Annotated in this window: 19 protein-coding genes; 10 read left to right on the top strand and 9 right to left on the bottom strand. The window is 63.6% G+C overall.

The annotated features are described in order from the left end of the window. Positions 1 to 14 precede the first annotated feature (14 nt). The gene (locus FCK22_RS15415; protein ID WP_067261575.1) at positions 15 to 1,502 is read right to left on the bottom strand and encodes an ABC transporter substrate-binding protein; all 1,488 of its coding nucleotides are present in this window, start codon (positions 1,500 to 1,502) and stop codon (positions 15 to 17) included. Positions 1,503 to 1,737: 235 nt separating this feature from the next. Here FCK22_RS15415 and FCK22_RS15410 point away from each other — a divergent pair, with 235 nt between their 5' ends. Next, the gene (locus FCK22_RS15410; protein ID WP_067261577.1) at positions 1,738 to 2,868 is read left to right on the top strand and encodes an FAD-dependent oxidoreductase; all 1,131 of its coding nucleotides are present in this window, start codon (positions 1,738 to 1,740) and stop codon (positions 2,866 to 2,868) included. Here FCK22_RS15410 and rlmN read toward each other — a convergent pair. Continuing rightward, positions 2,865 to 4,046 (bottom strand): 23S rRNA (adenine(2503)-C(2))-methyltransferase RlmN, encoded by a 1,182-nt coding sequence (rlmN, locus tag FCK22_RS15405; protein WP_067261578.1) that lies wholly within the window; start codon positions 4,044 to 4,046, stop codon positions 2,865 to 2,867. The two genes, FCK22_RS15410 and rlmN, sit on opposite strands and share 4 nt — an antisense overlap. 89 nt (positions 4,047 to 4,135) lie before the next feature. Continuing rightward, the gene (locus FCK22_RS15400) at positions 4,136 to 4,636 is read right to left on the bottom strand and encodes a MarR family transcriptional regulator (RefSeq protein WP_067261580.1); all 501 of its coding nucleotides are present in this window, start codon (positions 4,634 to 4,636) and stop codon (positions 4,136 to 4,138) included. A 252-nt stretch (positions 4,637 to 4,888) separates the two neighbouring features. Here FCK22_RS15400 and ectA point away from each other — a divergent pair, with 252 nt between their 5' ends. The 4 genes from ectA to FCK22_RS15380 are packed head-to-tail and all read left to right on the top strand — an operon-like array spanning position 4,889 to position 8,589. After that, a complete protein-coding gene (ectA, locus tag FCK22_RS15395) occupies positions 4,889 to 5,404 on the top strand; it encodes a diaminobutyrate acetyltransferase (RefSeq protein WP_247738134.1) in 516 nt (171 codons plus the stop codon). Positions 5,405 to 5,456: 52 nt separating this feature from the next. Beyond that, the gene (gene ectB / locus FCK22_RS15390) at positions 5,457 to 6,749 is read left to right on the top strand and encodes a diaminobutyrate--2-oxoglutarate transaminase (RefSeq protein ID WP_067261583.1); all 1,293 of its coding nucleotides are present in this window, start codon (positions 5,457 to 5,459) and stop codon (positions 6,747 to 6,749) included. 5 nt (positions 6,750 to 6,754) lie between these two features. Beyond that, entirely contained in the window at positions 6,755 to 7,147 is a 393-nt protein-coding gene (locus FCK22_RS15385; protein ID WP_067261585.1) for an ectoine synthase, read from the top strand. Positions 7,148 to 7,152: 5 nt separating this feature from the next. Beyond that, positions 7,153 to 8,589 (top strand): aspartate kinase, encoded by a 1,437-nt coding sequence (locus FCK22_RS15380; RefSeq protein ID WP_067261587.1) that lies wholly within the window; start codon positions 7,153 to 7,155, stop codon positions 8,587 to 8,589. Between the two features lie 298 nt (positions 8,590 to 8,887). Here FCK22_RS15380 and FCK22_RS15375 read toward each other — a convergent pair whose 3' ends face one another. After that, complete coding sequence (locus FCK22_RS15375; protein WP_231886279.1) at positions 8,888 to 9,409, bottom strand: invasion associated locus B family protein; 522 nt, start codon at positions 9,407 to 9,409, stop codon at positions 8,888 to 8,890. Positions 9,410 to 9,598: 189 nt separating this feature from the next. Here FCK22_RS15375 and FCK22_RS15370 point away from each other — a divergent pair, with 189 nt between their 5' ends. After that, on the top strand, positions 9,599 to 10,579 hold the full coding sequence (locus FCK22_RS15370) for an asparaginase (protein ID WP_067261591.1): 981 nt from the start codon (positions 9,599 to 9,601) through the stop codon (positions 10,577 to 10,579). A gap of 54 nt (positions 10,580 to 10,633) precedes the next feature. Here the strand turns inward: FCK22_RS15370 and serB are convergent, their stop codons facing one another. Beyond that, the gene (gene serB / locus FCK22_RS15365; RefSeq protein WP_067263784.1) at positions 10,634 to 11,509 is read right to left on the bottom strand and encodes a phosphoserine phosphatase SerB; all 876 of its coding nucleotides are present in this window, start codon (positions 11,507 to 11,509) and stop codon (positions 10,634 to 10,636) included. Between the two features lie 154 nt (positions 11,510 to 11,663). Here serB and FCK22_RS15360 point away from each other — a divergent pair, with 154 nt between their 5' ends. From FCK22_RS15360 to FCK22_RS15350, 3 genes are all read left to right on the top strand, one after another. Continuing rightward, the gene (locus tag FCK22_RS15360; RefSeq protein WP_067263787.1) at positions 11,664 to 12,827 is read left to right on the top strand and encodes a phosphoserine transaminase; all 1,164 of its coding nucleotides are present in this window, start codon (positions 11,664 to 11,666) and stop codon (positions 12,825 to 12,827) included. 95 nt (positions 12,828 to 12,922) lie between these two features. Continuing rightward, positions 12,923 to 14,518 (top strand): phosphoglycerate dehydrogenase, encoded by a 1,596-nt coding sequence (serA, locus tag FCK22_RS15355; protein WP_067263789.1) that lies wholly within the window; start codon positions 12,923 to 12,925, stop codon positions 14,516 to 14,518. Between the two features lie 135 nt (positions 14,519 to 14,653). Then, the gene (locus tag FCK22_RS15350) at positions 14,654 to 15,382 is read left to right on the top strand and encodes a metallophosphoesterase family protein (RefSeq protein WP_067263796.1); all 729 of its coding nucleotides are present in this window, start codon (positions 14,654 to 14,656) and stop codon (positions 15,380 to 15,382) included. A 5-nt stretch (positions 15,383 to 15,387) separates the two neighbouring features. Here the strand turns inward: FCK22_RS15350 and tdh are convergent, their stop codons facing one another. The 3 genes from tdh to FCK22_RS15335 all read right to left on the bottom strand — a co-directional run bounded on the left by tdh (position 15,388) and on the right by FCK22_RS15335 (position 18,273). Then, entirely contained in the window at positions 15,388 to 16,428 is a 1,041-nt protein-coding gene (tdh, locus tag FCK22_RS15345) for an L-threonine 3-dehydrogenase (protein ID WP_136720545.1), read from the bottom strand. After that, positions 16,428 to 17,612 carry a glycine C-acetyltransferase gene (locus FCK22_RS15340; protein ID WP_067261176.1) on the bottom strand — a complete coding sequence of 395 codons (1,185 nt, stop codon included), beginning with the start codon at positions 17,610 to 17,612 and terminating at the stop codon, positions 16,428 to 16,430. Before FCK22_RS15340 ends, tdh begins: the two co-directional genes overlap by 1 nt. 94 nt (positions 17,613 to 17,706) lie before the next feature. Beyond that, complete coding sequence (locus FCK22_RS15335; protein ID WP_067261174.1) at positions 17,707 to 18,273, bottom strand: helix-turn-helix domain-containing protein; 567 nt, start codon at positions 18,271 to 18,273, stop codon at positions 17,707 to 17,709. Between the two features lie 115 nt (positions 18,274 to 18,388). Here FCK22_RS15335 and FCK22_RS15330 point away from each other — a divergent pair, with 115 nt between their 5' ends. Continuing rightward, positions 18,389 to 19,570 carry an acetyl-CoA C-acyltransferase family protein gene (locus tag FCK22_RS15330; RefSeq protein ID WP_067261172.1) on the top strand — a complete coding sequence of 394 codons (1,182 nt, stop codon included), beginning with the start codon at positions 18,389 to 18,391 and terminating at the stop codon, positions 19,568 to 19,570. A gap of 29 nt (positions 19,571 to 19,599) precedes the next feature. On the opposite strand, the gene FCK22_RS15325 is transcribed toward FCK22_RS15330, so the two are convergent. Next, positions 19,600 to 20,531: AarF/UbiB family protein (locus FCK22_RS15325; RefSeq protein ID WP_248646550.1), on the bottom strand; the 932-nt coding region annotated here is incomplete at its 5' end.

The following is a 20,531-nucleotide window of genomic DNA, read 5'->3' as shown; positions in this document are numbered from 1 at the left end:
GCAGCCGTTTCAGGTCAGTTGGCGATGCGCACATTCTTCAGCGGCATGTAGAGGACGGGCGAGGAGGACCAGTAGCCTTCGACCTCTTGGCGGAAGACGCCCAAGAGAGGCAGTTGGAACAGAAAGCCATGCACCGACTGGTCGGACAGCATCTGCTGGCCCTGCTTGAGCAGTTCATTGCGCGCCTCGGTGTCGACCTCAGTTTGGATCTTCTCCCAAAGCGCGGTCATCTCGGCATTGTCGTAGCCGTAGAAGTAGTCCGGGCCGCGGGCGAAATTGCCCATGTCGTTGGGGCTCGTGTGGGCGATGATGGTCATGTCGTAGTTCTTCTTCTTGTAGACCTCATCGATCCAGAAGCCCCATTCGACATTCTCGACCTTGGCGTTGATCCCGGCCTCGGCGAGCTGGTTCTGGATGATCTCGGCCGAGCGTGTGGCGTAAGGGAACGGCGGCACGCGCAGGGTCATGGTGGCCCCCGCAACCCCCGCCGCCTCGAACATCTCCTCGGCCTTTGCACTGTCATGCGGATAGGCGTCCGTCAGGTCGACATGTGCGGTGCCATGCGGCGGGTAGAAGCTGCCGATCGGCACGGCTTGGCCGTACATCGCGCCCTCGATGATCTCGTCACGGTCGATGGCGGTGGCCACGGCGCGGCGCACCTCGACATTGTCGAAAGGCGGCTTGGCGTTGTTCATGGCAAGGATCACCTCGCCCTCGGTCGAGCCGACGTTGACGCGGAAGCGCGGGTCGGCCTCGAACTGCGGCAGCAGTTCCGGCGCGGGGAAGCCGGGGAAAGCGTCGAGCTCCTCGGCCATCATCGCCGCGGTGGCGGCGGCCGGGTCGGAGATGAAGCGGAAGACCACCTTGTCGAGCGCCACGTCATCCGCGTCGCGGTGATCGGGGTTCTTGACCAGCGTCAGCCGGTCGCCGCGGGTCCAACTGTCGAACTTGAAGGGGCCGGAACCCACCGGGTTGGCGTTGTTGGTCTCCACGCTTTCCGAAGCCACGATGGCGCTGTCGCCTTGCCCCATGTTGAACAGGAAGAAGGCATCCTTGTTCGTGAGCGTGATCTCGACCGTCTGCGGATCGACAGCCTTGACGCTTTCGATCGGCTCGAAAATATCCTTCGAGGGGTTCACGCTGTCTTCGCTCATAGCGCGGTTGAAGGAATAGACCACATCCTCGGCATCCAGCGTGCTGCCGTCATGGAAGGTCACGCCTTCGGCGAGCATGAAGGTATAGGTCAGACCGTCCTCAGAGACCTCCCAAGAGGTTGCGAGGTTCGGCTGCACTTCGCCATTCTCGGCCACGGTGGTCAGCGATTCGAAGACGTTTTGCGTCATCATGCTGTCGATGGAGGCGGTGGCATCCGCCGTGGGATCGAGCGACGTGGGCTCCTGCTGCATGCCGATGACAAGCTCGGCAGCGGCGGAGGCCGAGGCCATCAGGCCAAAGGCCAGCGTCAGCGCGGGAAGGGTTCGGGAAAGGGTCAGTTCGGACATGGGGCAGCACTCCTGTGGGTCGGGGCGCGTTCGGCATCACCGCATGCGCCCTTTGTGACAGACTGCGCCGGGCGGGGCGTTCGGTCAACGGCTTTGCCGCGCCGGGCGAAAATTTCATGCAATTGCAACAATATGGCGGATTTATACGATTGCCCGCAGGGGCAGAGGCGGACCGCGCTTCGGCCCTTTTGCCCCGCCGCGGGCGGTGCTAGCCTCCGCGCAGAGAGGGCAGAGTATGAACAATTCAACGACAGGTTTCGATTGCATCGTGATCGGTGCGGGCATTGCGGGCGCTTCTGTCGCCGCTGAACTGTCCAGCGACCGCCGGGTGCTGCTGCTGGAGCGCGAAAGCCAGCCGGGCTATCACACCACGGGCCGCTCTGCCGCGCTGTTTACGGTGACCTATGGGCCGGAGGTGATCCGCGCCCTCTCTCGTGCCTCTGCCGCTTTCTTTCACGACCCTGCCAGCCCGCATCTGGCGCATCCGCTGCTGGAACCCCGCGGCGCGGTCTTCGTGGCGCGGCAGGACCAGCAGGCATCGCTCGCCCGCACTGCTGAGGAGTTGGGCCCCCATGTCACCCCGCTGAGCGGCCCCGAGGTCGAGACGCGCGTGCCGCTGCTGCGCAAAGGCTATGCCACCGGCGGGCTGCAGGACGCTTCGGCGGCGGATATCGACGTGAACGGGCTGCATCAACATTACCTCAAGACCTTCCGCGCGGCGGGCGGCGTTTTGCAAACCAAGGCCGAGGTGCAGGCACTTCGCAAAGAGGGTGACTGGCAGGTCGACACAAACCAAGGCACCTTCCACGCGCCGGTGATCGTCAATGCCGCAGGGGCTTGGGCGGATGAAATCGCCACGCTGGCCGGGTTAAAGCCTGCGGGCCTCACCCCGAAACGCCGCACGGCGCTGACGGTGGCCCCGCCCGAGGGGATGGTGCCGGACCGTTGGCCGATGGTGGTGGATATCGACGAGCAGTTCTACCTCAAGGCCGATGCGGGCAAGCTGCTGATTTCGCCCGCCGATGCCACGCCCTCGCCCCCCTGCGACGCCCAGCCCGAGGAATTGGACATCGCGATCTGCATCGACCGGATCGAAACCGCCTTCGACTTGGAGCGCCCGCGCATCGAAAGCCGCTGGGCCGGGCTGCGCAGCTTCCTGCCCGATGGCGATCCGGTGGCGGGGTATGATCCTGAAGGTGAGGGGTTTTTCTGGCTTGCTGGCCAAGGCGGCTATGGCATCCAGACCGCCCCGGCGCTCGCCCGCGCCGCGGCGGCATTGGTGCGGGGCGCGGAAATCCCCGGCGACATCGCCGCCGAGGGTGTTACTGAAGAAGCGCTTTCGCGGGACCGCGCGGGGCTGGTTTAACCGCCCAGACCCGCGTCCGCCTCGATCTGCTTGCGCGACTTGCGCGCGCGCTCGGTCGCTGACTTAAGCTGACCGCAAGCGGCCATGATGTCTTCGCCGCGCGGGGTGCGGATGGGTGAGGCATAGCCGGCCTGATAGATGATGTTGGCGAAAGCCCGAATGCGGTTGTTCGACGACCGCTCATAGGGCGAACCGGGCCATTCATTGAAGGGAATGAGGTTGATCTTGGCCGGAATGCCCTCGATCAGCTTGACCAGACGATGCGCGTCTTCGTCGCTGTCGTTCACGTCCTTCAGCATCACGTATTCAAAGGTGATCCGCTCGGAGTTGCTGACCTTGGGATAGGCTTTGAGCGCTTCCAGCAGCGCCTCGATGTTCCAACGCTTGTTGATCGGCACCAGCTTGTTGCGCACCTCGTCGGTGGTGGCGTGGAAGGACACGGCCAACTGGCAGCCGATCTCGGCGGCGGTGCGGTGAATCTCGGGCACGACGCCGGAAGTCGACAGCGTGATGCGGCGGCGCGAAAGCTGGATGCCTTCGGGGTCCATCGCGATCTTCATCGCGTCCCGCACGTTTTCGAAATTATACAGCGGCTCGCCCATGCCCATAAGCACGATATTGCTCAAAAGCCGGGTTTCATCCTTCGGCGCACCGATTTCAGGCCATTCGCCCAGATCGTCACGCGCCACCATGACCTGACCGATGATCTCCCCCGCCGTGAGGTTGCGGACCAGCTTCTGGGTGCCGGTGTGGCAGAACGAGCAAGTCAGCGTGCAGCCCACTTGGCTAGAGACACAAAGCGTGCCGCGCCCCTCTTCGGGGATATAAACCACCTCGACCTCATGACCGCCCGCGATCCGCACGAGGTATTTGCGGGTGCCATCCTCGCTGACCGCACGGGTCACCACCTCGGGCACTTCGATCACGAATTTCTCAGCCAATTGAGCGCGGTAGCCCTTGGCGAGGTTGGTCATCGCGTCGAAATCCCGCACGCCCCACTGGTAGATCCACTGCCAAATCTGCCCCACACGCATCTTCGCTTGTTTCTCGGGCGTGCCATGGGCGATCAGCGCGTCGCGCATGGCGTCGCGGGTCAAGCCGACAAGGTTGATCGGCCCATCGGGCAGCTTACGGGGAAGGGTCATCACGTCTTGGGTGATGGGCGCGGAAGCGGACATTTCAAAGACTCACTGGCTAGGGATGGGTCTCTATATAAGAAAAGGCGCGATTTGCAAAAGGGTTTGGCCGCCGAGGTCTGGGACCGCGCTCAATAGGTCTTCTTGCTTGTCCGCAATTCCCCCGTCGCGAGAACCGGCGCGGCATCCAGACTGTCCACGTTCAGCATCGCCGCCACACGCTCCAACGACGACACCAGCTGCGCCTGCTCCCAATCGGCCAGATCCGCAAAGGCGCGGACGTAGCGCTGTTGCAGCGCATCGGGGGCTTCTTCCAACACATCCTCGCCTTGGGCGGTCAAGGTGATGTTGGTCTGCCGACGGTCCTGCGCCGAGGGCTGGCGCGAGACCAAGCTGCGCGCCACCAGCTTGTCGACCAAGGCGGTCACGGTGGCTTGGCTCACCCCCATCTGGTTGGCGAGGGTCTTGGCCGTCGGGTCTTTCTTCTCTCCCACGATCTGCAAAACGCGCAGCTGCGCAGGGGTCACCCCCGCGGCCTGCGCCAGATCGCGCGCATAGAGTTCGGTGGCCCGCAAAATGCGGCGCAAAGCGATCAGACTTTCGTCGACCCGGTCGGGATGTTTCTGCGTCATGGTGCATCATTGCACATTGGCGGCATTCTCAGCAATCGCTCAAAACCTGCCTGATCGCTTAGTATAGCTAAGCGAAGCCGCCTAATTTCGTTCGGAAAACGAAACAAATATGCACAGTTCTATGGCGCTTAAAGCACGCTATAAGCGCATTTTGAAGTAATTTGCTTTGATTGTTGAAGTATTACCGCGCATGACTTATTTAGTCTATCGAAACAATCAGGGAGCCACGAACGGATGCAGAATAAACTCGACATGAAAAAAGCCCGCACACCCAAGCTGCGCAAGCCCAATGCCGAGGACGGAGCCGCCATCTGGCGGTTGATTCGCGACTGTAAACCGCTCGACGAAAATTCGCTCTATGCGAACCTGATCCAAGCCGACCACTTCCGCGACACCTGCGTGGTGGCCGAGTTGGACGGTGATATCGTGGGCTGGATCTCCGGCCATATGATCCCGGCCCAAGATGCTTTCTTTGTCTGGCAGGTCGCCGTCAGCCCCAAGGCCCGCGGCCTTGGTCTGGGGAAAACCATGCTGATGGAACTGGTGAACCGGGATGAGACCGAGGACGCCAAGACCCTCAAAACCACGATCACCCGCGACAACGACGCCTCTTGGGGGCTGTTCCGCAGCTTTGCGAACCACATCGGCGGCGATCTTTCTGATGCGCCCCACTTTACCAAAGACGCCCACTTCGAGGGCGCGCATGACACCGAACATATGGTGACGATCACGCTGCCCGAGGCCGCCGCACTGAAACGCGCCGCGTAAACCGCAGCTGACAATTCACACGACAGACTCTCTAGAAGAGAAAGGAATTCCTATGCCTAAGGATATGGCACAGAACACGACCATCTTTACCCGCCGCGAGAGCGAAGCGCGCTCCTACTGCCGTGGCATGAACGCCGTTTTCACCCGCGCCAGCGGCTCGGAAATGTTCGATGGCGAAGGCAACCGCTACATCGACTTCCTCGCCGGCTGCTCCTCGCTGAACTACGGGCACAACGACCCGGACATGAAACAGGCGCTGGTGGAGCATATCACCGCTGATGGCATCGCCCACGGCCTCGACTTTCATAGCGAGACTAAGGCGGCCTTCCTCGAAGCCTATGAGGAGAAGATCCTCAAGCCGCGCGGCATGGACTATAAGGTCATGATGACCGGCCCGACCGGCACCAATGCCGTCGAAGCCGCGATTAAGCTGGCGCGCAAGGTGACGGGCCGGACCAACGTGATTTCCTTCACCAACGGCTTCCACGGCATGACCATGGGTGCGCTGGCGCTCACTGGCAACAAAGGCAAGCGCGGCGGCGCGGGTGGCGGCTCGTTGGCCGATGTCACCCACATGCCCTTCGAAGGCGCATTGGGCGAGAACGTGGACACGCTTGAGATGATCGACGCGATGCTGTCGAACCCGTCGTCGGGCATCGACGCCCCCGCGGCCTTTATCTTTGAGCCGATCCAAGGCGAAGGCGGGTTGAACGCGGCCTCCGACGCATGGATGCAAGGCATCGAAAAAATCGCCCGCAAGCATGGCGCGCTGCTGATCGTCGACGACATTCAGGCGGGCTGTGGCCGCTCGGGGTGCTTCTTCTCCTTTGAGGCCTCCGGCATCAAGCCCGACATGATCACCCAAGCGAAATCGCTTTCCGGCTTTGGCCTGCCCTTCGCGGCCCTGCTGATCGCGCCGGAGCATGACATCTGGAAGCCCGCCGAGCACAACGGCACCTTCCGGGGCAATACCCATGCCTTCGTTACCGCCCGCGTCGCGATTGAGAAGTTCTGGTCCGATGACACCTTCGAAAAGTCGCTGGCCGAGAAAGCCGTGCTGCTGACCACCGCGCTTAAGGATGTGGCCGATCTGGTCGACGGCGCCACACTGAAAGGCCGCGGCCTGATGCAGGGCGTCGATGTCGGCTCGGGCGAACTGGCCGGTGCGATCTGCGCGCGCGCCTATGAATTGGGCCTCGTGATCGAAACATCGGGTGCGAACGACGAGATCGTAAAATATCTTGCCCCGCTCACCACGCCGGAGAAGGTTATGCGCGAAGGCTTTGATATCCTTCTTCAAGCGACCCGCGATGTGACGGGCAACATGAAACTGGCAGCGGAGTAATACCGATGATTGTACGCGATTTTAACAAACTTCAGGGCACAGACCGTCACGTGGCGGATGCGAAATGGACCTCCACACGGATGCTTCTGGCCGATGACGGGATGGGGTTTTCCTTCCACATCACCGTGCTTGAGGCCGGGTCGGAACACACGTTCCACTACAAGCATCACTTCGAGAGCGTCTATTGCATGAAGGGCAAAGGCTCGATCACCGATCTTGCCACCGGCGAGACGCATGAGATCACCCCCGGCGTCATGTACGCCCTGAACCTGAACGACAAACACACCCTGCGCGCAGAGGAAGAACTGCACATGGCGTGCTGCTTCAACCCGCCGGTCACCGGCAACGAAGTGCACCGCGAAGATGGTTCCTATGCGCCTGCCGAGGAGGTCGCTTAAGTTTTATGACTCAACCGTCCCACACTGTCGAAAAAATCGGCGGGACGTCCATGTCCCGCGTGAACCAACTCAAAGATACGCTCTTTGTCGGTGACCGTAAGGGCGCGGACATCTATGGGCGCGTCTTCGTGGTCTCCGCCTTTGGCGGGATCACGAACCTGTTGCTGGAGCACAAGAAATCCGGCGAGCCGGGCGTTTACGCCCATTTGGCCAATGCCAGCAACGATCACGGCTGGCACGAGGCGCTGACCCGCGTCTCGGCCGAGATGCAGCGCGTGCACCGCGAGGTGCTGGAGCATCCCGGTGACATCGAACAGGCCGACGCCTTTGTGTCCGAACGCACCCATGGCGCCCGCAACTGCCTGATCGACCTGCAGCGCCTTTGCGCCTATGGCCACTTCCGCCTGTCGGAACACATGTTGCAAATTCGCGAGTTGCTGTCCGGTCTGGGCGAGGCGCATTCCGCATTCGTCACCACAATCCTGCTCCAGCGCGCTGGCGTGAACGCCCGTTTCGTTGACCTCTCGGGGTGGCGTGACGAGGGCAACGTGACGCTCGATGAGCGCATCGCGCAGGCGATGGAGGGCATCGACCCTCATACGGAAATGCCCATCGTCACAGGCTATGCGCAATGCGCCGAAGGCCTGATGCGCGAGTTCGACCGCGGCTATTCCGAGGTGACCTTCTCCAAGCTCGCCGCTCTCACCGGCGCGCGCGAGGCGATCATTCACAAGGAATTCCACCTGTCGTCCTGTGACCCGAAACTGGTCGGCGAGCATGCTGTCAAGAAGATCGGTCGCACGAACTACGACGTGGCGGATCAGCTGTCGAACATGGGGATGGAGGCGATTCACCCCAAGGCAGCCAAGACCCTGCGCCAGGCCGACGTGCCGCTGCGCGTGACCAACGCCTTCGAGCCCGAAGACCCCGGCACCCTGATCGACGACCGTCAGGCCGAGGCGCCCGCGGTGGAAATCGTGACCGGTCTCGACATCGTCACGCTGGAGTTGTTCGAGCAGGACATGGTCGGCGTCAAAGGCTATGACACCGCGATCCTCGACGTTCTGACACGTCACAACGTGCGGATCGTCTCGAAGGTCTCGAACGCCAATACGATCACCCATTATCTGGACGCTTCGCTGAAAACGATGCGCCGGGTGGAGAAGGATCTGGCCGAGATTTATCCCACCGCCGAGATCACCACCCGCACACTTTCCATGGCCTCGGTCATCGGGCGCGATCTGAACGGCTTGTCGGTGTTGCAACGGGGCCTTGTGGCCATCGCCGAGGCCGGCGAGACGGCGATCGGCGCGAGCCAAGGGCCACGCAACGTGGATGTGCAGTTCATCGTCGAGCGGGAAAGCCTGCAACCAGTGATCAAGGCGCTGCATGGCGCGTTTATCGAGGAAGAGGTGGCGGCGCCGCTCTCGCGGGCGGCCTAAGGCTTACATAGCTACCGCACTATGCGCCGCGGCTCCCGAAAGGAAGCCGCGGCTTTTTCCTGCAAGGGCCATCGCTTGCCCGCGGGTCGGCGAACCAACATATTTTCGATACCACTTCATGCCTCAACCATGGTGTGCGCCCGCGAAGTCACACAGCTTCACCAAATCGCCTACCCGGGGGGCGGGCAGGCGATGGCCCGGCGCCTACGGCTTGTCCCGGGCCCGGGTGGCACGTTCGCCCCAAACAAAAACGGCCCCGCAAACGCGAGGCCGTCCCAAACTCTCAAATCGCAGAGGTTCACCCCCCGCAGCGCTTCTCCGCATCTTCCACCGCAGCGGTGAAGCCCAGAAGCGAGAAGGTGTCCTTGGTCTGCGTCCCGCGCGAAGACTTGCCGACCAGCGTCGCATCCGCACCGCGTTTCATCGCAGCGATGATCTTGGCGTCATCCGCCGTTGTCGCGGGCCATGCCCATTCGCCTTCGGTGAACAGCTCATAGGTATTGCCCGAAATGCTCATCGTCACGGTCGAGCCCGAGGCGAAAGGATAGCCGCCGGTGAAAGCAACTTGACCCTTGGCCTCTGCCGAAGGGCGGTAGAATACCATCAGCAATGTCTGGCCCCGGTTCACCGCCACCACACGCCCGTCGCGCGTGTTGACCACTTCCTTGGGCGTAGAGACGCCCCAGCATTCTGTCGGGTTATCTTCTACAAAGACGCTCCAGTCGGTCTTGGCAGCCACCCGGTTGGTGCTCTGCTCCTGCGCCACAGCGCCACTTGCCACAAGGGCGAGCGCCCCAAGTGCAAGACCACATGTCTTCATCATTCCCATCTGTCCAGCCTCCAGCCGTCCTTGACCTCAACACGTCCACAGACCCCAACCGGGCAACCTCGGGCGGGTTGCTCTCTTGCGGGTGTCTGTTATCTGTTCGACACCAACCACAATAACGGCAAACGCGCGACCGACGAAACCCTGATTGGCAGGTTTTCGCCCAGAAACAGGATGAACCTCATGACCAAAGCAGCCCCCTTTGCGGAAATCTGGCGCGGACCCTTTCTGGAAAGCGTGCATTTCGGTCACGCCGTGATCTGCGATGCCAGCGGCCAGATCGTCGAGGCTTGGGGCGACCCGGAAAAGGTCATTCTGCCGCGCTCTTCCTCCAAGATGATCCAAGCGCTGCCGCTGATCAATTCCGGCGCGGCGGACAAGGCGGGGCTCAGCACCGAGCAACTGGCGCTTGCCTGCGCCTCGCACCAAGGGGCCGCCATCCACACCGACCGGGTGGGCGTCTGGCTCGACACGCTGGGTCTGGACGACGACGCCTTTCGCTGCGGCCCGCAGGAGCCCGCCGACCGCGACGCGATGGAGGGGCTGATCCGCGCCCATGAAAAACCCTGCCAGATCCACAACAACTGCTCGGGCAAACACGCAGGCTTCCTGACACTGAACCAACATCTGGGCGGCGGTGCCGATTACGAAAAGCCGGAGCATGCGGTGCAAAAAGCCTGCCTTGAGGCTTTCGAGACGGTCACGCAAGAAACCTCCCCCGGCTATGGGATCGACGGCTGCTCGGCCCCGAATTACGCCTGCACCCTGCACGGCATGGCCCGCGCCATGGCCCATTTCGCCGCCGCCCCCGAAGGCTCTGCCGAGGCGCGCCTGCACGAGGCCATGCGCCTGCACCCCGAACTCGTCGCGGGCGAAGGTCGCGCCTGCACGGAACTGATGCGGGCGATGGATGGCAAGGTCGCGCTGAAAACCGGGGCCGAAGGGTTCTTCATCGCCATCTGGCCCGAGCGCAAGCTGGGCATCGCATTGAAAGCCGCCTGCGGCACCACCCGCGCCGCCGAATGTGCGATCACCGCGCTGATGGTCAAACTGGGGGCGCTGGACGCCAACCACCCCGCCGCGCTCAAGCGGATGAACGCGCCGATCAAGAACTGGCGCGGGCTTGAAACCGGGATGCTGAAACCAGCGGCGGGGCTGCTTTAAGCCACTCGCGCTGCCGCCTAGCTCAAAGGATGCGGCAGCGCCACGCGGGCAAGCTCAGCCTGCAAATTCGGTACGCGCATAGCCCTGCACGAACAGCAGCGCGGTCAGATCGCCGAAGTTGATGCGGATGTCACATTCCGCCGCGACAGAAGGCTTTGCATGTAGCGCCACGCCCATGCCCGCGCGCCCCAACATGCCCAGATCATTGGCCCCATCACCCACGGCGATGACCTGATCCTCGGCAATGCCCAGCTTTGCCGTGATCTCTTCCAGCGCGGTGACCTTGGCCTCACGCCCGAGGATCGGCAGCCCCACATCGCCCGTCAGCGCGGCCTGTTCAACCAGCAGCGTATTCGCGCGGTTCTCGTCAAAGCCCAGCATCTCGGCCACTTTGGCAGTAAAGGCGGTGAACCCGCCCGAGACCAGCGCGGCATAGCCGCCGTTGGCCTTCATCGTGCCCACCAAGGCACCGCCTCCGGGCATCAGAGTGATCCGCTCGGCCAAGACCTTGTCGATGACGCTGGCTTCCAACCCTTTCAACAGGCCGACCCGTTCGCGCAGGGCGCCGTCGAAATCCAGCTCGCCATTCATGGCGCGGGCGGTGATCTCTTTCACGCGCGCCCCGACGCCCGCCTCATCGGCCAGTTCGTCGATGCACTCCTGCTGGATCATCGTGCTGTCCATATCGGCCAGCAGCATCTTCTTGCGGCGGCCCTCTGTCGGCACGATCACCAGATCGACCCCCATGGACTGGCAGCTTTCCCAGACATCCCAACGGTTTTCCGGCATCTGGGTCAACGAGAACTCCGCCGCCTCATCCGGGGCCAGCCAAAGCGCGTCACCCCCGCCCCAAGCATTGCGCAGGCTTTCCACCAGCGCGGGGTCGAGGCTGGGGTTGGTGGGGGAGGTCAACAAGATTGCCGTGAACATAAGTTTCCGATCCGCATCATTCGCGCCGCGCAAAGCGACATGACCGGCGTCCTAGCGTCATTTTGCGACTTGCGCCAGCCCGGCCTCCCCGCGTATCCCGGCAAGTGGGACACCCTTCCCCAACGAAGGGCGATTATCTGAGAGGGTAGCATCAATGGCTATGAACCAACCGGCACCGCGCCCGGAAGCGAAACCTGTTGCCGTACCGGCAAACCCACGTTTCTCCTCCGGCCCCTGCGCCAAAATCCCCACATTCGACCTGACCAAGCTTGGCGATGCTCCGCTGGGCCGCAGCCACCGTGCCGCGCCCGGCAAGGCCAAGCTCGCAGAGGCGATCGAGACCACCCGCGAAGTGCTCGGCGTGCCCGCCGACTACCGCATCGGCATCGTGCCCGCCTCCGACACTGGCGCTTTCGAGATGGCCATGTGGTCGCTCTTGGGCGAACGGCCCGCGGAGATGGTGGCTTGGGAAAGCTTCGGCGCGGGCTGGGTCACCGACGTGGTCAAGCAGCTGAAGATCGAGGCGCAGGTCCACACCGCCGAATATGGCGAGATCGTCGACATGGCCGCGCTGAATTATGACAACGACGTCTGCTTTACCTGGAACGGCACGACCTCCGGCGTGCGCGTGCCCACGGGCGACGTGATCCCGGCAGACCGCGCGGGCCTGACGCTCTGCGACGCGACCTCCGCCGCCTTCGCGCAGGACCTGCCGTGGGACAAGCTCGATGTGACAACCTTCTCTTGGCAGAAGGTGCTGGGCGGCGAAGCAGCGCATGGCATGCTGATCCTGTCGCCCCGCGCCGTGGAACGGCTGGAGAATTACACCCCCGCGTGGCCGCTGCCCAAGATCTTCCGCCTGACCAAGGGCGGCAAGCTGAACGAGGGCATTTTCCGCGGCGAGACGATCAACACGCCGTCGATGCTCTGCGTCGAGGATTACCTGCTGGCGCTGGACTGGGCCAAATCCGTGGGCGGCCTGGAAGGGCTGATCGCCCGCGCCGATGCCAACACCAAGGCCGTGGCCGATTTCGTCGAGGCGCATGACTGGATCGACTTCCTCGCCACCGATCCCGCGACACGCTCCAACACATCGGTCTGCCTGAAGTTCACCGACGACCGCATCGAAGACGGCGCCGCCTTTGCCAAGGCCGTGGCCAAGCGGCTGGCGGATGAGGGCGCAGCGCTCGACATCGGCGCCTACCGCGATGCCCCTCCGGGCCTGCGCATCTGGTGCGGCGGCACGGTCGAGACGGCGGACATCGAAGCGATGCTGCCTTGGCTCGAATGGGCTTTTGAAGCCGAAATCAACGCGTGACGCGACGGTGCGCGAGGATCGCGCACCCTACTCCCCCCTCTCTTCGGCTGCGCGTCTCTGCGCACCGCTGACCCCGTTTATGAAGGACCAGACAAATGGCCCCCAAAGTACTCATCTCCGACAAACTCTCCGAAGCTGCCGTTCAGATCTTCCGCGACCGCGGCATCGACGTGGATTTTCAGCCCGATCTGGGCAAGGACAAAGACAAGCTGGCCGAGATCATCGGCAACTATGACGGCCTCGCCATCCGCTCGGCCACCAAGGTGACGGAAAAGATCCTCGCCAACGCGCCGAACCTCAAGGTGATTGGCCGCGCGGGCATCGGCACCGACAACATTGACAAGGAAGCCGCCTCGAAACAGGGTGTGATCGTGATGAACACGCCCTTCGGCAACATGATCACCACCGCCGAACATGCCATCGCGATGATGTTCGCCGTGGCGCGGCAAATCCCCGAGGCCAGCGCCTCCACCCACGCGGGCAAGTGGGAAAAGTCCAAGTTCATGGGGGTCGAGCTGACCGGCAAGACCCTTGGCGTAATCGGTGCGGGCAACATCGGCGGCATCGTCTGCGACCGCGCGCGCGGGCTGAAGATGAAGGTCGTGGCCTATGACCCCTTCTTGGGCGAGGAGAAGGCCGAGAAGATGGGCGTCGAGAAGGTCGAGCTTGATGAGCTGCTGACCCGTGCCGACTTCATCACCCTGCACGTCCCCTTCACCGAGCAGACGGCGAACATCCTGAGCCGTGAGAACCTCGAAAAAACCAAGCCCGGCGTGCGCATCATCAACTGCGCCCGCGGCGGTCTGGTGGATGAGGAAGCGCTGGCCGACCTTCTGAAATCCGGTCACGTGGCGGGCGCGGGCTTCGACGTCTTCGCCGAGGAACCGGCCAAGGAGAACCCGCTCTTCAACCTGCCCAACGTGGTCTGCACCCCGCACCTCGGCGCCGCGACCACCGAGGCACAGGAGAACGTGGCCCTGCAGGTGGCCGAGCAGATGTCCGACTACCTGCTGACCGGCGCCGTGACCAACGCGCTCAACATGCCCTCGGTCACCGCCGAAGAAGCCAAGGTCATGGGCCCCTGGGTCAAGCTCGCCGGCCACCTCGGCGCCTTCATCGGCCAGATGACGGACGAGCCGATCAAGGCGATCAACATCCTCTACGACGGTTCGGTCGCCAAGATGAACCTCAAGGCGCTGAACTGCGGCGTCGTGGCGGGCATCATGAAGCGGGCCAACCCGGACGTGAACATGGTCTCCGCCCCCGTGGTCGCGCGTGAGAAAGGCATCCAGATCTCCACCACCAACCAAGACAAATCCGGCGTCTTCGACGGCTACGTCAAGGTGACCGTGGTGACCGAGAAGCGCGAGCGCTCCATCGCGGGCACCGTCTTCTCGGACGGCAAGCCGCGCTTCATCCAGATCAAGGGCATCACCATCGACGCCGAGATCGGGGAGCATATGCTCTACACCACCAACGAAGACGTGCCGGGCATCATCGGCACACTGGGCCAGACCATGGGCGAGAATGGCGTGAACATCGCCAACTTCACCCTTGGCCGCCACACCGCCAAGGGCGAGGCGATTGCCCTGCTCTATGTCGACGATCAGGTGCCCGAAACAGTGATCGGCAAGCTGCGCGACACCGGCATGTTCCGGCAGATCAAGCCGCTGCAATTCGACGTGGCCTAAGGCCCGCACGACCTGCACAATCTGGAAGCGCCCCCTCGTGGGGCGCTTTTGCTTTTGGGGCATTGTCGGGCCTAAGCCTTCCCTTCCCCGCCGCTTTGCGGCATCACGAGGGGGTGCAGAAGGACAGGAACAATCATGCCCAGCCCCATCTATGCCATCGGAGACATCCACGGTTACGCCGCCGAGCTTGAGCGCGTTTTGACCCTGATCGAAGAAGACGGCGGGCCGGAGGCGCAGATTGTCTTTCTGGGCGATTACACCGACCGCGGCCCCGACAGCAAAACGGTGATCGAACGGCTGGCCCAAGGCAAGGCCGAGGGCCGCAATTGGACCTTCCTAATGGGCAATCACGACCGCATGTTCAGCTGGTTCATGGAGGATTTCCCCCGCCACGATCCGCTGCTGCTGGTTGAGCTTAACTGGCTAAACCCGCGTTTGGGCGGTGACACGACGCTGAACTCCTACGGCGTGTCGGTCAGCGGGCGCGACCGGATGTCAGAGGTGCACGAGAAAGCCCGCGCAGCGGTGCCACAGAGCCATGTGGATTTCCTCAAGACCCTCGCCCTGTCGCATCAAACGCCCGACCTCTTCTTTGCTCATGCGGGCATCCGCCCCGAGGTGCCACTGGACGATCAGCGCGAGAATGATCTGCTGTGGATCCGCAAGGAGTTTCACCAATACACCGCGCCGCATCCCAAGCTGATCGTCCACGGCCACACGCCGGTCGACAGCGCCATGCACTATGGCAACCGGGTGAACCTCGACACCGGGGCGGGCTATGGCAAACCGCTCTGCGCGGCGGTGTTCGAAGGGGAAGACGTTTGGGTTCTCACGCAACAGGGGCGCAATCGCCTGCGCCCCTGAGCGGTTCAGGTCCAGTCCAGCACCACCTTGCCTGACCGCCCCGATTTCATCGCGGCGAAGCCCTGCTCGAATTCGTCGACCCCGAAGCGGTGGGTGATGATGGCGGAGACATCCAGCCCGTTTTCCAACATGGCGATCATCTTGTACCAGGTCTCGAAAATCTCGCGGCCGTAGACGCCCTTGATGGTGATCGCCTTGAAAACAATCCGGCTCCAGTCCACCGGCGACTTGCCCGGCGGAATGCCCAGCATGGCGATGCGCCCGCCCATGGTCATCGCCTCGACCATCTGATCCAGCGCCTGCTGGTTGCCCGACATCTCGAGCCCGACGTCAAAACCCTGTTTCATCTTCAGCCGCGGGATCACATCGGCCAAATCCTCCTTGGCCACGTTCACCGGCACCACGTCGGCGACCTTTTCCGCCAGCGCCAGTCGGTCGGGGTTCACATCCGTGATCACCACATGCCGCGCGCCGACGTGCCGCGACACCGCGGCGGCCATGATGCCGATGGGCCCCGCGCCGGTGATCAGCACGTCCTCGCCCACCAGATCGAAGCTGAGGGCCGTGTGCACCGCGTTGCCCAAAGGATCAAGGATCGCGCCGATGTCGTCCGAAATCTCATCCGGCAGCGGCACCACGTTGAAGGCGGGCAGACGCAGGTATTGCGCAAAGGCCCCCTGTTCGTTCACCCCGATGCCCCGCGTCGCGGGATCGAGGTGGAACTTGCCCGCGCGGCTTTGCCGCGACTGCTTGCCGATCAGATGCCCCTCGCCCGAGCAGCGCTGGCCGATCTCCAGCCCCTCGACATTGCGGCCAAGCTCGACGATCTCGCCGGCGAATTCATGGCCGGTGATCAGCCCCACCGGCACCGTCCCGGCGGCCCAGTCGTCCCAGTTCCAGATGTGGATATCGGTGCCGCAGATGCCGGTCTTGTTGATCTTGATCAGCACGTCGTCGGGGCCGATCTCGGGCACCGGGGCATGGGTCATCCACAGCCCCTCGCGGGGGTGCAGCTTGGCCAGCGCCTTCATCTCGTTCGTCGCCATCAGATCACCCCGCAAGCCTTGCCGGCCGTCTCGAAGGCTTTCAGCGCGCGGTCCAATTGCTCGCGGGTCAGGGCCGCGTTCATCTGGGTGCGGATGCGCGCCTGACCGCGCGGCACCACCGGGAAGAAGAAGCCGGAAACATAGACGCCTTCCTCGAAGAGCTTCGCCGCCATGTCCTGCGCCAGTTGCGCCTCGCCTAGCATGACCGGCACGATGGGATGTTCGCCGGGCAGCAGGTCGAAACCCAGCTTTTCCAGCCCCGCGCGCCAGTATTCGGTGTTCTCGAAAAGGCGCGCGCGCAGGTCGTCGCCCTCTTCCACCAGTTCCAGCGCGCGGATGCCGGCGCGCACGATCGACGACGGCAGCGAGTTCGAGAACAGATAGGGCCGCGCGCGCTGGCGCAGCAGATCGATCACCGGCTGCGGCCCCGCGATATAGCCGCCGATGGCGCCGCCGAGCGCCTTGCCCAGCGTGCCCGTCACGATGTCCACCTTGACCCCGTGATGCGCCGGGGTGCCCGCGCCCTTTGGCCCCATGAAGCCGGTGGAATGGCAATCGTCGACCATCACCAGCGCCTCGTATTTCTCGGCCAGCGCCACGATCTCGGGCAGTTTCGCCAGATAGCCGTCCATCGAGAAGACCCCGTCGGTGGCGATCATGATGAAGCGCGCGCCGTCCTCGCGGGCCTGTTTCAGCTTGGCCTCCAGATCCTCCATATCGCTGTTGGCATAGCGGTAGCGCTTGGCCTTGCAGAGCCGGATGCCGTCGATGATCGAGGCATGGTTCAGCGCGTCCGAGATCACCGCGTCCTCCGGCCCCAGCAGCGGCTCGAACAGCCCGCCGTTGGCGTCGAAACAGGCGGCGAAGAGGATCGAATCGTCATGGCCGAGGAAATTGGCCAGCTTCTGCTCCAGCTCCCGATGGATGTCCTGCGTGCCGCAGATGAAGCGGACGGAGGCCATGCCGAAACCCTTCTCGTCCATCGCTTCCTTGGCGGCGGCGATGAGCGCGGGATGATCGGCAAGGCCGAGGTAGTTGTTGGCGCAAAGGTTGATGACCTCGCGGTCACCCACCGCGATCTCACCGCCCTGCGGGGTGGTGATGAGCCGCTCGCGCTTCATCATGCCCTCGGCGTCGATCTCGGACAGGGTGTCGGTGACATGGGACAGAAATGCTTGGGTCATGAGGCTCTCCTTTTCAGAAGGCATCTACCATAACGGAGGCCGTTCCGAAATAGAGGATTTCCGGAATGGCGGAATTTTTCCGATATTGCGGAAACTAGGCGTCTTGAACCACCAGAAAGGCGCGCACCGGCCCCTCTGTCGCGCGGATCGCATGGGGCACGTCGGCGGCATAGCGCGCGGTGTCGCCGGCCTGCAGCCGCTCGGTCCCGCTGCCGCTGGTGACCTCTACCGCGCCTTCGAAGACGCTAAGGTGCTCGCGCGCGCCGCGGGTGTGGGGCGCACTGTCGAGCACGCCGCCTTCGGCGATGAGCAATTCATAAACCTCGTGATGCCCGGCTTCCTCGGGCGGGGAGAGAATGCGAATGCGGCAACCGTCGCCCAGATTGCTGATCGTCGGCACGGCGGCGCTGCGCAGTACTTCGATCTGCGGCTCGCCGGGGGCGGCATCCAGAAGACCGGCAAAATCCACCTGCAAAGCGCGGGTGAGGTTCCACAGGGTCGCGATGGTGGGGCTCGATTCGCCGCGCTCAATCTGGCTGACCATGGAGCGCGACACGCCCGAGAGCTTCGCCACGGCGTCGAGCGACAACCCCTGCCCCTGCCGCGCCTCTTTCAGGCGGGCAGGCAGCTGTGTCAGGATCTTGTCGGTGTTGTCCGTCATGGCGGATATGTCGCGCGGCGCCCCCTCCCTGTCAAGCTGTCGCATGACGGGACGTTTCTCCTGACTTTGCCGCGCCCGCCCCCCATAGTGCCGCCAACGATAAGAGGAGAGTTTTATGTCAGACGATATCGTCATCCTGAGCGGCGCACGCACCGCCATCGGCACTTTCGGCGGCGCGCTTGCCGCCACCCCGCCCACCAAACTGGGCAGCACCGTCGCGGCAGAGGCCATGGCGCGCGCGGGCGTCGATCCGGCGCAGATCGGCCATGTCGTCTTTGGCACCGTCATCAACACCGAGCCGCGCGACATGTACCTTAGCCGCGTCGCCGCACGTGAGGCGGGCGTGCCCGATGAGGTGCCGGCGATGAACGTGAACCGGCTCTGCGGCTCGGGCGTGCAGGCGCTGGTCTCGGCCACGCAAAGCCTGATGCTGGGCGATGCGGACTTCGCGCTCGCAGGCGGCGCCGAAAGCATGTCGCGCGCGCCCTACGTGCTGCCCGATGCCCGCTGGGGCCAGAAGATGGGCGATGCACGCAGCCTCGACATGCTGCTGGGCACGTTGAACTGCCCCTTCGGCACCGGGCATATGGGCGTGACGGCAGAGAACGTGGCGGATGAACACACCATCACCCGCGAGGAGATGGACGCCTTCGCCCTGCAAAGCCAAGAACGTGCGGCGGCGGCCATCGCAGCGGGACACTTCAAGGAGCAGATCGTGCCCGTCGAGGTGAAGGTGAAGCGCGACATGGTGCCCTTCGACACCGACGAACACCCCAAATCCACGACCGCCGAGGCGCTGGCCGGGCTGCGCCCCGTCTTCCAGAAAGATGGCCGCGTCACGGCGGGCAACGCCAGCGGCATCAACGACGGTGCCGCGGCGCTGGTGCTGGCGCGCGCGGAGGCGGCGGAGGCCGCCGGGCTCACACCCCGCGCCCGCATCCTCGGCTACGCCCACGCCGGCGTGCGACCCGAGGTCATGGGCATCGGCCCGGTCCCCGCCGTGCGCCGCCTGCTGGAGCGCACCGGGCTGAAGGCCGATGACTTTGACGTGATCGAAAGCAACGAGGCTTTCGCGAGCCAGGCGCTGGCGGTGAGCAAGGAGCTTGGCTTCGACCCGGCAAAGGTGAACCCCAACGGCGGGGCCATCGCGCTTGGTCACCCGGTCGGCGCGACGGGCGCGATCATCACCGTGAAGGCGCTGTATGAGTTGGAGCGGATCGGCGGCAAACGCGCGTTGATCACCATGTGCATCGGCGGCGGGCAAGGCATCGCCATGGCCATCGAACGTATCGCCTAAAGGCCGGGGGGGCCTCGCGGCCCCCTGCCCTAAAGCAGTGCGCCGATTAGGGCGATTGTGGTGGCCCCGGCCACGCCAGACATCACCGCAGTCGCCGCGATATAGCCCCAGAAACGGGGTTGGCGCTCGGCCTGCTCTTCGGTCTGACGGTTCAGCGCCTGCTCGACCAGCCCGGGCAGGCGGGGGCCGAAACGGGCCATGACCATCGCCGTGTCGCGCAGATCAGAGACGATGGCCCGCGGACCGAGTGACTGGGTGATATAGTCGGTCACGATGGGGCTGGCGACTTCCCAGATGTTGATATGCGGGTTGAGCGAGCGGGCCACGCCCTCGACCACGACCATGGTGCGTTGCAGCAAGATCAACTCGGTCCGGGTTTCCATGCCGAAACGCTCGGTCACCTCGAACAGATAGGTCAGCAACCGCGCCATGGAGATGCGGGTGGCGTCCATGCCGAAAATCGGCTCACCCACCGCACGCAGGGCGCGGGCGAATTCATCGACGTCCTTGTCGGCGGGCACATAACCCGCCTCGAAATGCACCTTGGCGACGCGCTGGTAATCGCGGCGGATGAAGCCATAGAGAATCTCGGCATAGACCCGGCGGGTGTAGCTGTCGATATGGCCCATGATGCCGAAGTCATAGGCGATGATGTCGCCGTTGGCCGCGACCTTGAGATTGCCCTGATGCATGTCGGCGTGGAAATAACCGTCGCGCAGGGCGTGCTGAAGGAAGAGTTGCAACACCCGCTCCGACAGCGCCACCCGGTCGTGCCCCGCCGCATCCAGCGCGGCATTGTCGCCCAACGGCAGCCCATCGGCCCAGCCCAGCGTCATCACGCGGCGGCCCGAATAATTCCATTTGATCTCGGGCAGTTGAAACCCGGCGTCATCCTTGGTGTTGGCGGCGAACTCTGACGCGGCGGAACTTTCGAGCCGCAGGTCCAGCTCCCCCCGCACGA

The sequence above is a fragment of the Sulfitobacter sp. 15WGC genome, assembly GCF_005068605.1.
Classification (GTDB): domain Bacteria; phylum Pseudomonadota; class Alphaproteobacteria; order Rhodobacterales; family Rhodobacteraceae; genus Sulfitobacter; species Sulfitobacter faviae.
Note: the sequence above shows the minus strand (reverse complement) of the source record. Positions and strands in the feature narration are given on the sequence as shown.